11 protein-coding genes are annotated in these 15,423 nt (G+C 72.8%); 8 read left to right on the top strand and 3 right to left on the bottom strand.

Going from position 1 to position 15,423, the window contains the following annotated elements; translation table 11 throughout:
• Nucleotides 1-78 precede the first annotated feature (78 nt).
• Nucleotides 79-2,061 (bottom strand): aconitase family protein, encoded by a 1,983-nt coding sequence (locus ACSRUE_RS04875; RefSeq protein WP_441290002.1) that lies wholly within the window; start codon nt 2,059-2,061, stop codon nt 79-81.
• Between the two features lie 229 nt (nt 2,062-2,290).
• On the opposite strand from ACSRUE_RS04875, the gene ACSRUE_RS04880 reads away from it, so the two are divergent.
• From ACSRUE_RS04880 to ACSRUE_RS04895, 4 genes are all read left to right on the top strand, one after another.
• Nucleotides 2,291-3,640 carry a protoporphyrinogen/coproporphyrinogen oxidase gene (locus tag ACSRUE_RS04880; RefSeq protein WP_441290003.1) on the top strand — a complete coding sequence of 450 codons (1,350 nt, stop codon included), beginning with the start codon at nt 2,291-2,293 and terminating at the stop codon, nt 3,638-3,640.
• Entirely contained in the window at nt 3,637-4,380 is a 744-nt protein-coding gene (locus tag ACSRUE_RS04885; protein WP_437762888.1) for a glycosyltransferase, read from the top strand. Before ACSRUE_RS04880 ends, ACSRUE_RS04885 begins: the two co-directional genes overlap by 4 nt.
• Nucleotides 4,381-4,474: 94 nt before the next feature.
• Nucleotides 4,475-6,256, top strand: coding sequence for a glycerol-3-phosphate dehydrogenase/oxidase (locus ACSRUE_RS04890; protein WP_441290004.1), 1,782 nt, complete (start codon nt 4,475-4,477; stop codon nt 6,254-6,256).
• The gene (locus ACSRUE_RS04895; RefSeq protein WP_441290005.1) at nt 6,235-7,482 is read left to right on the top strand and encodes an FAD-binding protein; all 1,248 of its coding nucleotides are present in this window, start codon (nt 6,235-6,237) and stop codon (nt 7,480-7,482) included. Before ACSRUE_RS04890 ends, ACSRUE_RS04895 begins: the two co-directional genes overlap by 22 nt.
• Before the next feature lie 45 nt (nt 7,483-7,527).
• On the opposite strand, the gene ACSRUE_RS04900 is transcribed toward ACSRUE_RS04895, so the two are convergent.
• Entirely contained in the window at nt 7,528-8,865 is a 1,338-nt protein-coding gene (locus ACSRUE_RS04900; protein ID WP_437943574.1) for a S41 family peptidase, read from the bottom strand.
• Nucleotides 8,866-9,250: 385 nt separating this feature from the next.
• Between ACSRUE_RS04900 and ACSRUE_RS04905 the strand changes: the two genes are divergently transcribed.
• The 4 genes from ACSRUE_RS04905 (at nt 9,251) to rpsT (ending at nt 12,315) form a co-directional block, all read left to right on the top strand.
• Nucleotides 9,251-9,838 carry an RNA polymerase sigma factor gene (locus tag ACSRUE_RS04905; RefSeq protein ID WP_012241290.1) on the top strand — a complete coding sequence of 196 codons (588 nt, stop codon included), beginning with the start codon at nt 9,251-9,253 and terminating at the stop codon, nt 9,836-9,838.
• Nucleotides 9,835-11,331: a hypothetical protein gene (locus ACSRUE_RS04910; RefSeq protein ID WP_441290006.1), complete on the top strand. Its 1,497-nt coding sequence runs from the start codon at nt 9,835-9,837 to the stop codon at nt 11,329-11,331. Before ACSRUE_RS04905 ends, ACSRUE_RS04910 begins: the two co-directional genes overlap by 4 nt.
• 497 nt (nt 11,332-11,828) lie before the next feature.
• Entirely contained in the window at nt 11,829-12,017 is a 189-nt protein-coding gene (locus ACSRUE_RS04915; protein WP_044967265.1) for a hypothetical protein, read from the top strand.
• Nucleotides 12,018-12,030: 13 nt separating this feature from the next.
• Nucleotides 12,031-12,315, top strand: a complete 285-nt coding sequence (rpsT, locus tag ACSRUE_RS04920; RefSeq protein ID WP_012241287.1) for a 30S ribosomal protein S20 — start codon at nt 12,031-12,033, stop codon at nt 12,313-12,315.
• A 385-nt stretch (nt 12,316-12,700) separates the two neighbouring features.
• On the opposite strand, the gene polA is transcribed toward rpsT, so the two are convergent.
• Nucleotides 12,701-15,403: a DNA polymerase I gene (polA, locus tag ACSRUE_RS04925; protein ID WP_441290007.1), complete on the bottom strand. Its 2,703-nt coding sequence runs from the start codon at nt 15,401-15,403 to the stop codon at nt 12,701-12,703.
• Between the last annotated feature and the right edge of the window lie 20 nt (nt 15,404-15,423).

Below are 15,423 nucleotides of genomic sequence, written 5' to 3' on the forward strand. Positions count from 1 at the left end.
CTTCCGTGGAAAGCATTCGTTTTTCCATGATGCCGATTGCGGCCACTATGTATGTATTGCCGCGATAGGCGCTCTGCGTCATGATTCCGGGAATGCGATCTTCCCCGCAATCGCGCTCGCCGCGACGATGAGGGGACTGGCCAGGTAGACCTGGCCGGGCCCGCTTCGCCCCGGGAAGTTCCGGTTGATGGCCGAGACCGTGACCTGTTCCTTGCGGTCGGATACACCGGGCCCGGCCTTGATGCACGCGCCGCAGGAGGGGTCGACCAGCTCGGCGCCGGCTTTCTCGAAGATCTCGAGGTAGCCCTTGGCCTCGGCGTAGCGGCGGATGTCCTGCGAGCCGAACTGGATGTAGAGGTGCACGCCGTCCGCGACGCGCTTGCCCCGCTCGACCGCCTGGCGCAGCACGGACGCGTACATGTCCATGTCGGCCTTCTTGCCGCCCGTGCACGAGCCTCCGTACGCGATGTCGATCTTCACCGGACCGCCGGCGGCCTCATCGAGCGACCGCAGCGGCACGCCGTTCCGCGGATCGCCAGGCGTCGCGACCATCGGCTCGACCGACGCGAGATCGACGTCGAACGTCGCCATGTACTCGGCGCCGGGATCCGCGCGCACGATGCGCGCGCGCACGTCCTCCGCGGCGAGCCCGCGCTGCTCGACGAGGTAGCGCACGATCTCCTCGTCGGCCTCGATGATCCCCGTGAAGCCGCCCGCCTCGACCGCCATGTTGGTGAGCGTCGCCCGCTCGTCGAGCCCCATCGCGCGGACGCCATCGCCCGCGAACTCGAGCACCTTGCCGATGCCCTGGCCCGTCTTCCAGAACGGCTGCGAGAGCAGGAACAGCATCACGTCCTTCGCCGTGACCCCCGGCCCGAGCCGCCCGGTCAGGTTGAAGCGCACCGACTGCGGCACCGCGACGCGGACGTCGCGCGTGAGCCACGCGTTCGCCATGTCCGTCGAGCCGACGCCGAACGCGAAGCACCCGAGCGCCCCCGCCATGCAGGTGTGCGAGTCGGTCCCGGCCACGATCTGCCCTGGCAGCGCGAGCTCCTCGATCACCTTGTTGTGGCAGATGGCCTCCGAGCCCACGGTCCTGCCGTCGCGCTCGACCTCGCCGTACAGCTTGATCCCGTGCCGCTCGGTGAAGGCCTGCTGCACCGTCGCGAGCGAGGCCGCCTGCTCGCGCAGGCCGAGCCTGAGGTGCGCCTCCGGCATCACGCGATCGAGGAACGTCAGGTGATCCCGGAAGGCGAAGACGCTCTCCGGCTCGGTCACGACCGCGTCCGACCCGACGCCCGCCCGGAAGAGCGACTCGGCCATCGGCGTGACGTACTCGTGCGAGAAGCGCACGTCGATGCGGGCGAAGAGCGCGTCTCCAGGCTTCACCGCGGGGACGCCGATCTTCCCTGCCCGGGCGTCCACGATCGCGTGCGCGGCGATGATCTTCTCGCACAGCGTCATCGGCCGCGGCGGCGTGGCCAGGGTGGGCGGCGAGACCTCGCCGGCCATCCGCGCCTTGTTGTAGGCGAAGAGGCCACCGTACTCGACGACATCGGCGCTGATCGGGTCGAGCCCGCGGGTGAACTCGCCGATCGGGATCTCGTCGCCCCGCGCGATCCGGTCGAGGAGCGAGAAATCGGTCGTCGTGAGCAGCCCGATGTTCTGGCAGTTCTGGCCGTAGATCTTCTCGATGCTTCGCGCGACGACGATCTGGATCCCCGCCTCGCGCTCCGAGTACGGCGCCGTCTCGCGCGAGCTGCCGCACCCCTTCGAGCGCCCGCTGACGATGACGCCGAAGCCGCCGTTCTTGATGGCGTCGCGCTCGATGTGCCCACCGCGCAGCCCGACCAGGCAGTAACGGGCGAGCGTCTCGTCGTAGTAGTAACAGACCCAGCCCGGCGTGAGCTCGTCGGTCGAGATGTTGTCGATCAGCGCGTGCTGCTCGGGATCGAAGCGAAGCTCGCCGCCCGCCAGCTGCTGCTTCAGGAGCGCCGGGTCCTCGGTCAGGTAGAGGGCCCTCCCGGTGACTTGAACGGACTTCCGGCGGGGGATCGGCATCTGCACCTCGGACGCCCCGGGGCGCGCGGCGCGCGCTGGGACCTCTCCACACCTAGTCGCTCTGGGCGGAGGCGCCAACGGCGGTCTTTGCGCGGCGCGCGCGGAGCTCCGCGCGCCTTACGTCGAAGGCGGGAAATCCAGCATGCGCTGAGGAGCGCCTGGACGGCAGCGTGCCTTGACGACGCACCAGGGAGATGGTGTCTTCGCGGCCGCGGCCGGGCCGCGAGCGATGACCCGACCCACGATCTCCAGCGTTCCCGTCGCGATCCTCGGCGCCGGCCTGACGGGCATGGCAGCGGCGTACCACCTCGGACGGGCCGGCGTGCCCCACCGGGTGTTCGAGCGCCTGCCGCGCCCGGGCGGCCACGCGATCACGCTCGAGGACGCCGGCTTCCGCTTCGATCGGACAGGGCACCTCCTCCACCTGCGCGACCCCGCGACCCGGGAGCTCGCGCTGGGCTGGCTGGGCCCCGACCCGCTCGAGATCGAGCGACGTTCGATGATCTGGTCGAACGGCACGTACACCCGCTATCCGTTCCAGGCGAACACCTTCGGCCTGCCGCCCGCGGTGGCCTACGACTGCCTCCGCGGCTTCATCGAGGCGCACTTCGCCAGGGACAGACCTCCGCCGAGCAACTTCGAGGAGTTCTGTCTGGCGCACTTCGGCGAGGGGATCAGCCGCCACTTCATGATCCCCTACAACAGCCGCCTCTGGGGCGTGCACCCGAGCGAGATCACCGCCGACTGGTGCTCCCGCTTCGTCCCGATACCGAAGCTGGAGGACGTGCTCGCCGGAGCGGTCGGGCTGAACGACCGGGAGCTCGGCTACAACGCGAGGTTCCTCTACCCGCGGCTCGGCATCGGGCAGCTGACGCACGGGCTCGCGCGGGCGCTCGCCGAGCAGCGGCCGCGGGACGCGGGAACGCCGGCGATCGAGCTCAGCCGCTCTCCCAGGTCGATCGACTGGCGCGCGCGCGAGCTCGTGTTCGACGACGAGATCGTCCGGTACGACGTGCTCGTCTCGTCCGCGCCGCTGCCCGCGCTCGTCAGGCTCCTCTCGGACGCGCCTCGCGCCGTCGGCGAGGCGGCTTCCCGGCTGCGCTGCACGCACCTCTACTACCTCGACGTGGCGCTGGACACCCCGTGCGGGCAGCCGCTGCACTGGGTGTACGTCCCGGAGGCGAAGTACCCGTTCTACCGCGTGGGCTGCTACTCCCACTTCTCCGCCGCCATGGCCCCGCCGGGCAAGGCCGGCCTCTACGTCGAGCTCGCCGATCGCGCCGAGCCCGATCTCGCGGCGCTGCTCCCCCGCGTCGCCGAGGGCCTCGTCGAGATGGGCCTCATCCCCGCCCCGAGCGCCATCCGCTTCGCCCGCCTGCGCCGCATCGATCACGCGTACGTCGTGTTCGATCACAGCTACTTCGGCTCGCTGGAGGCGGTGCGGCCGTTTCTCGAGGGCCAGCGCATCCTCTCGTGCGGGCGCTACGGCGGCTGGAACTACTCCTCGATGGAGGACGCGCTCCACTTCGGGCGCGACGCGGCGCACCGCGCGCAGGCGCTCCTCGGAGGCGCGCCGTGAGCACGGCCGAGCCCGATCGCGAGGATGCGGGCGGATCGCCGGAGATCTCCATCGTCATCCCCGTTTACAACGAGGAGGCGATCCTCCACGCCGCCGTCGTGGATCTGCGCGAGCGGCTCTCGTCGTTCGGCTGGCGCTGGGAGCTCGTGCTCGCCGAGAACGGCTCGTGCGACGGGACCCTCGGCATCGCCGGCGAGCTCGCGCGCAAGTACCCGGAGGTGAGGCACTTCTCGATCGGCGAGCCGAACTACGGGGCCGCGCTCCGCGCGGGCATCGAGCGGGCGCGCGGGCGCTTCGTGCTCTGCGACGAGATCGACCTCTGCGACGTGGATTTCCACCGCCGCGCCATCGCGATGCTGCGGGCAGGCGGCGTCGACATGGTGATCGGGTCCAAGCTCATCCAGGGGGCGCGCGACGATCGCCCGTGGGCGCGGCACGCGGCGAGCCAGGTGTACAACGGGCTCCTCCGCGCCACGCTCGGCTTCCGTGGGACGGACACGCACGGGCTCAAGGCGTTCCTGCGCGAGCCGCTCCTCGGGGTCGCGCGCGACTGCGTCGTGGACAGGGACGTCTTCGCCAGCGAGCTCGTCATCCGCGCCTACCGCGCTGGCCTGCGGATCGAGGAGATCCCCGTCCGCGTGCTGGAGAAGCGGCGCCCCTCGATCAACCTCACCCGCCGCGTCCCGAACGTGCTGCGCAGCCTCGCGAAGCTGACCTGGGCCATCCGGGTCCGCGGCTGACGGCCGGCTCCTCCAGCATTCGCGCACCATTCGCAGCGCCACGCGCGAGGCCGCGCCCGCTCGTGGAAAAATTCTGGCATGCTATACGCCGCAGGTGACGATCCTCCTCTCGAGCGCCGCAAGACCGGCTCGCCGCGCGGACACCGACGTGGACGTCGTGGTCATCGGCGGCGGCGTGAACGGCGTGGGGGTCGCGCGGGACGCTTCGCAGCGGGGCCTGAGGGTCGCCCTCTTCGAGCGCAACGATCTCGCGTTCGGCGCGAGCGGCAACTCGAGCGGCATGATCCACGGCGGGCTCAGGTACCTGACCAGCGATCCGCAGGTGACCGAGAAATCGTGCCGCGACTCGGGCCACATCCAGGCGATCGCGCCGCACCTGCTCTTCCGGATCCCCTTCCTCGTCCCGTTCGAGGACGCGCGGCACGGGCGCCTCCTCTACCCGCTCGCGGACGCCTTCTTCGAGGCGTACGACAACTACCAGCCGCTCAAGCGCGGCAAGCCGCACGCGCGCCTCACCCCCGACGAGCTCCGCCGGCTCGAGCCGGGGCTGCACGGCGACCTGGTGGGCGGCTTCAGCTTCGACGAGTGGGGGATCGACGGCGCGCGGCTCTGCGTCGCCAACGCGGTCGACGCGATCGAGCGCGGGGCCAAGGTCTACGTGGGGCACACGGTCGAGCGGATCGAGCGCCGGGAGGACACCGGCGAGGTCGTCGCCGTCCGTTACCGGGACCGCACGACGGGGGGAGGCGGGCGGCTCCGCACGAGCACGGTCGTGAACGCGACGGGCGCGTGGTCGCCGATCACGGCGTCCCTCGCCGGCCTCCCCGCCGCGAGCTCGCGGGTGCGGCCCGGCAAGGGCGTGCACGTCGTGTTCGACCGGCGCCTCACCAATTACGCGATCATGGCGAGGACGATCGACGGCCGTCAGATCTTCCTCGAGCCGTGGGAGAACATGAGCGTCATCGGCACGACCGACGACGATTTCTACGGCGATCTCGATCAGGTCCGCGCGACGAGCGAGGAGGTCAGGTACCTGGTCCAGGGCATCGCCCGCGTGTTCCCGCAGGTCCGCGAGGCGCGCGCGATCGGCACGTTCGCGGGCGTGCGGCCCACGCTCTACGCGTTCGGGCCCACCGAGGACGCCCTCTCGCGCGAGCACCAGATCGTCGATCACGCGGCGCACGGCGCGCCGGGCCTCTACTCGATGATCGGCGGCAAGCTGGCCAGCTTCCGGCTCTTCGCCGAGGAGATGACCGACGTGCTCTCGCGGCGCTTCGACCTCGGCGCCCGCTGCGCGACGCACACGACCGCGCTGCCCGGCGGCGATCGCGCGGTGGACGCGCTCGCGCTCTCGCGGCGGATGGAGATCGACGCGGTGGCCGCCCGGCGGCTCGTGTACCGGCACGGCTCGCGCGCGCTCCGGATCGAGGAGCGCGTGCGGCAGCGGCCGCGCGAGGCCGCGACGGTGTGCCCCTGCGAGCCCGTGATCGAGGCCGAGGTGCGTTATGTCCTCCGGCACGAGCTCGCCCGGAGCGTCGCCGACGTCGCGCGCCGAACGCGCCTCGGCCTGGGCGCGTGCGGGGGCATGCGCTGCGCGGCGCGGTGCGGGCAGATCGTGGCGCAGGAGCTCTCGCTCCCGCCGCGCGACGGGATGCGGCAGGCGGCGACGTTCCTCTCGCGGCAGGCGGTGACGCGCGCGGTCGCGCTCGGCCCGGCGCAGGCGCGGCAGGAGGCCCTCGCGATCGCCAGCGTCCGGTCGGAGCTCGGCGCGCCCGCGGACGACGAGGCGGCGGCGGCGTGCGAGGACGCCGATCGTCGCGCGCAGCGCGCCGCGCGGGAGCCGGAGGAGAGGGCGTGGCGCGATCGATCCTCGTGATCGGCGCCGGCGTCGCCGGGCTCGCCGCCGCGTGGAGCGCGCGGCGGCGCGGGGCCCGGGTCGCGGTGATCTCCGCGGGCGTCGGCGAGACGGCGCTCGCGGGCGGCGCGGTGGACGACGTGCCGTGGGAGCAGGTCGAGCGGGCGTCGCGGCTGCTCGGCGGCGACCTGCCCGCGAGCGATCTCGCGCCGACGGTGAGGCAGTTCGCCGCGGAGCTCGGCCTGTGGGAGCTGCCGCAGGCGGCGGGCGTGCGCCTCGCGACCGTCGCGGGGCGGATCCGCCCCGCCCGCGGCAGGGATCGCGCGCTGCTCGACCTCGGCCCGCTCCGTCGCACGCGCGTCCTCGTCCCGCGCGCGGCGCGCGCCGCGTGGGACGCGGACGCGCTCGCGGAGGCGCTCACGGACGAGCCGTTCGCCCGCGCGCGGGGGCTCCGCTTCCTGCCGGTCGACGCGCCGGTCCTGCGCTTCGACGACGAGCGGCACATCGCCGACGGCGATCTCGCGGCCCGGCACGACGACCCGGCGCGGCTCTCCTGGCTCGTCGATCGGCTCCGCCTGGCGCTCGAGGGCGCGGGCGGCGCGGGGGCGATCCTGCTCGGCCCGTGGCTCGGCGCGCGCGCTCCGCGGGCCGAGGCGCTCGCGGCCCGCCTCGGCGTCCCGGTGGGCGAGGCGCTGATGGGCGCCGGCTCGCCGGCGGGGCTGCGCTTCGAGGCGGCGCGCGACGCGCTGCTCGCGGCGATCGGGGCGGCTCAGCGCCACGGCCGCGTGCGCGCGGTGGGCGGCGGGCACCGAGAGCCGGGGGCGCCGGACGAAGGCGTGACGATCCACGTCGAGGGGGAGGACGTGCCGCTCGCGGCGGACGGGGTGATCCTGGCGATCGGCGGCCTCGTCGGCGGCGGGATCGCGTACACGCCGCCCGAGAGCGGCGCCGGCGCCGATTTCCCGGCGCGCGGCGCCGCGCCGTTCGCGCTCTCGATCGCCGCGCCCGTCACGATGGGCGACGATCGCGGCGCGCTCGGCGTGGTGAGCTCCATGCAGGGCCCGGAGCTCGACGTCGTCGCGTGGCCCCGCGGCGAGCGCCTGGGCGCGCTGGAGGCGGTGGGGGTGCGGTGCGAGGGCGTCCGCGCCGCCCCCGGGATCCTGGCGGCCGGGGCGACCATCGCGGGGAGGGCGCGCACCGTGCTCGACGCGGTGACGACCGGGCTCCGCGCCGGCGCCGAGGCCTGACGCGCGTCGCGCGGCGCCCGGCGCAGGGCGCTCGACGCGCGATCCTCAGCGCTGGCGGATCGCCGGGATGGCGCGGAGGAGCTGCTGGTACCCGACGGAGAGCGCGAAGTCGCTCCCGCGGGTGGGATCGGAGGGCATGTCGCCCTCGGGGCCGGCCGCCGCGGCCGTCTCGGCGCGCTTCTCCACGAGCACGGCCCTCGGCGAACGGTCGCCGATCGCCCCTTCGGCGGGGAGGTGTCCCTCGAGGTCCTGCTCGCGGAGGATGGCGGCCGGGGCCTGCTGCGCCGCGCTCTCGATGACGACGTCCGGCCGGATGCCCTGGGCCTGGATCGAGCGCCCGTTCGGCGTGTAGTAGCGCATCGTCGTGAGCCTGACCCCGGCGCCGCCGGGCAGCTCGTAGATGGTCTGCACCGACCCCTTGCCGAAGGTCCTCGCGCCGACGAGCACGGCGCGCCCGCTGTCCTGCAGGGCGCCCGCGACGAGCTCGGCGGCGCTCGCCGAGTACTCGTTCACGAGCGCGACGATGGGCAGCGCGGCGAACGCGCCGCCGTCGTGCGCCTTCGCCTCGTCGACGACCTGGTTGCGCTGGCGCGTCGAGTAGATCGTCCCCGAGGAGAGGAGCTCGTCGGCCACGGCCTCCGCCTCGTTGACGAGGCCTCCGGGGTTGTTGCGCAGGTCCAGGATGACGCCGGCCAGCGGCGCCTTCGATGCGGCGCGCAGCTTCGCCGCGGCGCGGAGCATCTCTTCGTGGGTGCCCTCCTGGAACTGCTTCACGCGGACGTACGCGATGTCCCGGTCGAGGCGCTTCGCCGCGATGCTCGTGACGTGGATCTGCTCCCGCGTGAGGTCGAACGAGAGGGGCTCAGGCGCGCCCTGCCGCCGGATCGTGAGCTTCACCCGCGAGCCGGGCGCCCCGCGCATGATCTTCACGAGCTTGTCGAGGCGCTCGCCGCGCACGGGGCGGCCGTCGATCGCGAGGATCTGATCGCCGGAGCGGATGCCCGCCCGCGCCGCCGGCGAGCCCTCGATCGGCGCGATGACGGTGATGTTGTCGTCCTTGGCGTCGACCTCGATGCCGACGCCGCCGAACGTCCCCCCCGTCTCTTCCTGGAACTGGGCGAACTCCGAGGAGTTCATGTACGCCGAGTGCGGGTCGAGCTCCGCGACCATCCCCTTGATGGCGCCGTCGAGGATCTTGCTGCGCTGCGCCGGCTCGACGTAGTTGTTCTCCACGAGCACGAGCACGCGCGCGAGCTGCTCGAGCGGAGCGTAGGGGCTCTGCGCCTGTGTGCTCGCGCCCGCGAGGTGGGAAGTCGCCGCCCCTCCTGCGAAGGCCGCAGCGATGAGCCCCAGGGTGCGCATCCAGCTCGAGAAGCGTTGCATCCGCCGACCATAGCAGCGGTACGGGCGGCGGCGCGGTGCGACGGCGACGGCCGCGCTCGTTCACGCGCCTGCGCGGCGCCCTGTGGAGCGGGGCGCCGCGCAGGCTTTTCGATGTGCCAGCGCGGGCGTATCGCCCGCCAAGTCGACGAGATCACCACGGCGCCCAAGCTCCGGGCGCATGGTTTGTCCTAAGAGGAGTGTTCGGCTATCTTCGCGCGCCTGAACGTGGAACTTGCCTCCTCATCGCCCGGCTTCGCGTCCGCGAAGCGGGGCTCGCCGCGAGGGGCTTCTCTCGCCGAGACGGTCGGGGGCCGTCGCGAGGAGGTATCCGCGGCTGCGCTGTCGTCCGTGCGCGGGAGACAACTCGCACCCCGAGGCGGCTAGGATGGCCAAACCCACCGATCGTGAGCTCGTCGATCAAGCCCGGAGCGGAGATGCCCAGGCGTTCGGGGTGCTGGTTCGTCGATATCAGAAGCGCATCTTCCGGCTGGCGTTCCACCTTGTCCGCTCGGGCGCGGAGGCAGAGGACGTGACGCAGGAGACCTTCGTCCGGGCCTACCAGGCGCTCGATCGGTTCGACGGCCGGAGCGAGCCGTTCACCTGGCTCTACCGGATCGCCGTGAACCTCTCGCTCAACATGATCCGGGCCCGCAAGCCGAGCAAGAACTCGACCCCCGCGGACGATCCGCGGATCGAGGCGCTGCTGCTCGAGACGCGCCCGAGCCACGGCGTCGATCCGGCCGCGTCGACCCAGCGGCGCGAGCTCGCGGCCGCGCTCTGCGACGGCATCGACGCGCTCTCGGACACGCTGCGGACGACGCTCATCCTCGTGTGCATCGACGGCGTGCCCCACGAGGACGCCTCCAGGATCCTGGGTTGTCCGGAAGGAACAGTCGCCTGGCGCGTCCACGAGGCGCGCCGCAAGCTCCGTGCATACCTCGCGGAGCGCGGTTTCGGAGGGGACGCCGAATGAACGTCACCGACAAGCTCGACCTCGACGGGATGCTCAACGATTGGCCTGCCCCCGCCCTCGAAGACGAGGCGTGGGAGACGCGGGCCGCTCACATCGTCGAGCTCGCCATCTCCCGGCGCTCGGAGGACACCGCGGTGGCAGCCGGCCTCCTCGCCCCCCCCGACCTCACCGCAGCGCCAGGCGAGGAGCAGACGGAGGACCCTTCGCGCGAAGAACGCGCGTCAGGAGAACGCAGCACCATGGGGGACGGATCACAAGCAGCCAGGGCCTCGAAGCCTGAGGGCCTGTCGGGCGGCACCTTGTCGCGGCCGCCGGAGAAAAGACGCCAGTCGCTGAAGGAGATCGCCGAGCGGGTCAGCCAGGCGCCGGGTCGCGCGAGCGGTATCCCCGCGATGAGCGGCGCTGCGCTCTCGACGCCGCTGCCGGCGTCGGGACGCAGCTCGGCGCCGCCGGGGCGTGTGTCCCCGCCGCCGGGGCGCGGCTCGCTCTCCGGCGGCGCCCGCGCGTCGTCGCCGTCCCTGCGGCCGGCGGAGGGGGTGCCCGAGGACTCCGGGGTCATCGATCTGAACCGGCTCAACGCGTCGGCGCCCTCGGAGGTGGAGGCCTTCGAAGCGGCGCAGCACGGCGCGGCGGATCGGCTCGGGGACGCGAAGGCCGCAGCGGTCATGCCGGTGGCGGCGCGCCGCGCCCCGTCCGCGCCCGTGGCCTCGGCTCCAGCGAGGAAGCGATCCGGCGGGATGATCGCCGGCGCGGCCGTCGCGGCCCTGGGGCTGGCCGCGGCGGTCACCGTCATGGTGAAGACGACGGCGCCGCAGCAGCAGGAGATCGCGGCGCCTGCGGCGCCTGCGCCGACCACCGTCGCGGCGCCCGCCGCGCCGCGCGGCGACACGCGGGTGGAGCCGGCGGCTCCGGTCGCCGCGGCGCCGGAGGAGCGCGCCGTGGTCGAGCAGCCCGTGCAGGCGGAGGAGAAGCTCGTCGCGGCGCCCAAGGCGCAAGCCGCCCCTGCCGGCGGCGGCGCTCCTGCGCCGGCGGCCGTCGAGGCGCCGGCCACGCCTGCCGTCTCGCCGAAGCCCGAGCAGGGAAAGACGGCGGCTGCGCCGCCGGCGGCTGGCAAGCCGGGGGACCTCCCCTCGGCCATGCAGGCGGCCGTGGGCGACAACGGGGAGCGGCAGCCGTCGGTCGTCTCGGAGGCGCCGGTGCCGGCGTCGGGTCCGCTCCGGCAGCAGAACATCCCCGAGCAGCCGTCGCAGGGCTCGGTCCAGGCCGCGCTCGGCTCGGTCATGGGCAGCGCCAAGTCGTGCGTCGCGGGCGCGAACGACGTGTCGCGCGCGCAGATCACGTTCTCGTCGACAGGCCAGGTGAGCAAGGTCAGCGTCAGCGGGTGGGCGGCGTCGAACGGCCAGTCGAGCTGCGTGCAGTCCGCGCTCAAGGGCGCCAACGTGGGTCCTTTCTCCAAGCCGTCCTTCTCGGTCAGCGCGACGATCCGACCCTAGGGCCTCTCCTCGAAGTCGCCGGCCGGGTTGTCGTGCGGCGCGCCGAGGGCGGCCAGCCGCCTCTGGCAGACCGTGTCCGGTGCGCCGAGGGCTGCCCAGCTGCCTCCGGAAGACCGTTTCCGGTGCGCCGAGGGCTGCCCAGCTGCCTCCGGAAGACCGTTTCCGGTGCGCCGAGGGCTGCCCAGCTGCCTCCGGAAGACCGTTTCCGGTGCACCGAGGGCTGCCCAGCTGCCTCCGGAAGACCGTTTCCGGTGCACCGAGGGCTGCCCAGCTGCCTCCGGAAGACCGTTTCCGGTGCACCGAGGGCTGCCCAGCTGCCTCCGGAAGACCGTTTCCGGTGCGCCTGGGGCTGCCCAGCTGCCTCCGGAAGACCGTTTCCGGTGCGCCTGGGGCTGCCAGCTGCCAGACTGAGGTTGAAGACACGAGCCGCCACAGGAGCGCGACGCCGGGCTGTCGTGATTGACACGAGGGGGCTCGCGGGTAGAATGCGCGCCCCCATGGTTTCCGCAACTCAGCAAACCCAGCGCATCCGCCGGCGCAAAGCGCGCACGGCGGGCACCCGCCGCAAGCGCTTCGAGCGCGCTCACGGCACCCCCGCGTTCCCGATCCATCCGGCGGGTTACGACCAGAACGCGCCGGACGCCCTGCGCGCTGCCACGCCCGCCGAGGCGCAGGCGAAGAAGTAGGAGAGCTTTTCTCATGGCCAATCACGCATCCGCCGACAAGCGCAACCGTCAGCGCATCACGAGGACCGCGCGCAATCGCGCCATCAAGTCGGAGCTCCGCACGACCGTCAAGAAGGCGCGCACCGCGCTGAAGGGCGTCCCGCAGGAGTCCGCCGCGCCGGTGACCGCCGCGGTGAGCGCGCTCGATCGTGCCGCGTCGAAGGGGACGATCCCCGCCAAGCGCGCGTCGCGTGTGAAGAGCCGCCTCGCCCTCGCCCTTCACAAGGCGAGCGTCGCTGCCAAGACCGCCGCGAGCTGAGAACAACCCTTCCGCACGTACGCCCCGCTCACCGCAAGGTGAAGCGGGCGTCGTCGTTTTGTCTCCCCGGAACACCGTAGACCCCCGTTGCCGTGGACCTTCGCTGCCGTTCCACCGCCGCCGTCACAGCTCGTGGCGCTTCCGCCCCTCTCCACCCCGTGACGCCAGCGGCAGGCACCCGCACAGGAGACGGTCCGCCCCTCTCCAACCCATGACGCCAGCGGCATGACGCCAGCGGCGTTGACGGCAACGGCGTGACGCCAGCGGCGGGCACCCGCACAGGAGACGGGCCCAGATCGGCGTTTTCGGCGCGGAAGCGTACTCCGGTACGCTGAGCACCGAAAACGCCGAGATGGGCCCGTATCCGAAGCGGGTGCCCGCCCCTTCAATGAGCGTCGGCCCAGGTGGGTCCGTGACCTACGTCGACGACGAGCGGGACGTCGAGCGGGAAGACCGACTCCATGGCCTCCCGCACCTTCGCCTTGGCCTCGTCCACGGCCTCGGCCGGCACCTCGAACGCGAGCTCGTCGTGCACCGTGAGCACCATGCGCGCGCCGGGGACGACGGGGCGCGGGACGCGCACCATCGCGAGCTTCAGGAGATCCGCCGCCGTCCCCTGGATCGGGGTGTTCTGCGCGATGCGCTCCGCCTGGGCGCGGCGCATGCGGTCGCTGCTGCGCAGATCCGGGAGCAAGCGGCGCCGGCCGAGCAGCGTCCGCACCGACTCGGAGCGCTTCGCCTCGGCCATCGTCCCCTCCATGAACTCGTGCACGCCCCGGTAGCGCGCGAAGTAGGCGTCGATGAAGCGCGCCGCCTCCGCCCGCGAGATGTCGAGCCGCTTGGCGAGCGCCGACTCGCCCATGCCGTAGATCACGCCGAAGTTGATCGTCTTGCTCCGGCGGCGCATCTCGGCGGTGACCCCCGCCTGGTCCACGCCGAAGATCTCCATGGCCGTGCGCACGTGCACGTCCTGCCCGGTGCGGAAGGCATCGACGAGCACCGGGTCCTTCGAGAGGTGCGCGAGGACGCGCAGCTCGATCTGGGAGTAGTCGGCGCTCACGATCACGCTCCCGGGCGGCGCGACGAACGCGCGCCGGATCATCCGGCCGAGCTCCGTGCGGATCGGGATGTTCTGCAGGTTCGGGTCCTGCGACGAGAGCCGCCCGGTCGCGGCCACGGCCTGGCCCCAGCGCGTGTGGATCCGGCCCGTGCCCGGGTGCACGAGGCGCGGCAGCGCGTCGACGTATGTGCCCTTGAGCTTGGCGATGGCGCGGTGCTCCAGGACCACCCCGGGGAACGGGTGCTCCTCCGAGAGCGCCTCGAGCACGTCGGCGTCGGTCGAGCGGCCGGTCTTCGTCTTGCGCTGGGAGCGCAGCTTGAGCTCGTCGAACAGGACCGCCTCGAGCTGCTTCGGCGACGCCAGGTTGATGTCGTGCCCCACGATCTCGCGCGCCTTCTGCTCCAGCGCGGCGAGCTCGGTCGTCATCTGCGCGCCGAGCTGCGCGAGCGCCTGCGGGTCGACGAGGACGCCCGTGAGCTCCATCTCCGCGAGCACGGCGGAGAGGGGCAGCTCGATCTGCACGAGCAGGTCCTCGAGCTTCTCGGCGCGGAGCCGCGGGCGCAGCCGATCGGTGAGCGTGAGCGCGACGTCGGCGAACGCGGCCCCGTAGCTCGACGCCTCGCCGAGCTCGATCTCGTCGAGGGCGCGCTGCGCCTGACCGCGGCGCTTCGGGGCCACCTCGTCGAGGGTCTGCATCTTGGCGCCGAGCTCGCGCTCGGCGAGCTCGTGGAGCTGGTTCTTCCCCTCGGGATCGAGCAGGTAGCTCGCCAGCATCGTGTCGAAGGAGACGCCCACGAGCCCGATGCGGTGCCGCAGGAGGATCACCTCGCAGAACTTCACGTCGTGGCCGACCTTCGGGAGCTCGGGGTCGGCGAGCAGCGGGCCCATCACCGCGTCGATGTCGCTCATCGAGAGCTGGGCCGGCGCGCCGAGGTAGCGGTGGCCCAGCGGGACGTACACGGCTTGCCCCGGCTCGCAGGCGAGCGCGACGCCGCAGACGTGGGCGCTCATCGGCTCGCGGCTCGTCGCGAGCACGTCGAGGGCAAGGCGGCCGGCCGCGCGCGCCGACCTGGCGAAGGCCTCGAGCTCCTCGCGCGTCGTCAGGACCCTGTAGGTCGCCGCGCGCGCGGTCGGCTCGGGCGCGCGGACGGCCTTCAGGAAGCGCGAGAAGCCGAGCTCGGTGAAGAGCTCGCGGAGCCTGCCGGTGTCCGCGCCGCCGTAGCGCAGCGTCTCGAGGTCGAGCGACACGGGCGCGCCGCCGTCGAGCGTCACGAGCTTCTGCGAGAGGCGCGCGTCGGCCTCGTTCTGCTGGAGCGACTCCCGGATGCGGGGCTTCTTGACCTCGCCGATGCGCTCGTAGATCGCCGACAGCGAGCCGAACTGCGCGAGCAGCTCGGCGGCCGTCTTCAAGCCCACGCCGGGGACGCCGGGGACGTTGTCCGAGGTGTCGCCGACGAGCGCGAGCAGGTCGCGCACCTGCTCCGGCGGCACCCCGAACTTCGCGACGACCTCGGGGTGCCCGTAGACCTTGTCGCGCATCGCGTCCCAGAGCATCACCTGCTCGCCGTCGACGAGCTGCATCAGATCCTTGTCGCTCGACGCGATGACGACGCGCAGCCCCCGCTCCCTGGCGCGCGCGACGGCGACGGCGACGAGATCGTCCGCCTCGAGCCCCTCCTGGATGAAGATCGGGATGCGGTACGCCTCGACGATCTCCCGGCACCGGCTCATCTGCACCCCGAGGTCGGGCGGCGGCGGGGGCCGGTGCGCCTTGTAGCGGGGGTCGAGGTCGTCGCGGAACGTCTTGCCCGGGGAGTCCATCGCCACGCCCAGGTACGCGGGCTTCCGCTCGTCCACGAGCTTCGTGAGCATCGCGACGGTGCCGTACGTCGCGTGGGTCGGCTCGCCGCTCGGGCTCGAGAGCGGGCTGATCGCGTGGTAAGCGCGGAAGACGTAGCCCGACAGGTCGACGAGGTAGAGGACGTCCGGAGCTCCGGCCGGGGGAAGCGCGGTAGGGCGCGTGGACATGGACCGACCCTTAGCACCTC

It is taken from the genome of Sorangium sp. KYC3313, from assembly GCF_052075895.1.
GTDB classification, from domain to species: Bacteria; Myxococcota_A; Polyangia; order Polyangiales; family Polyangiaceae; genus Sorangium; species Sorangium cellulosum_B.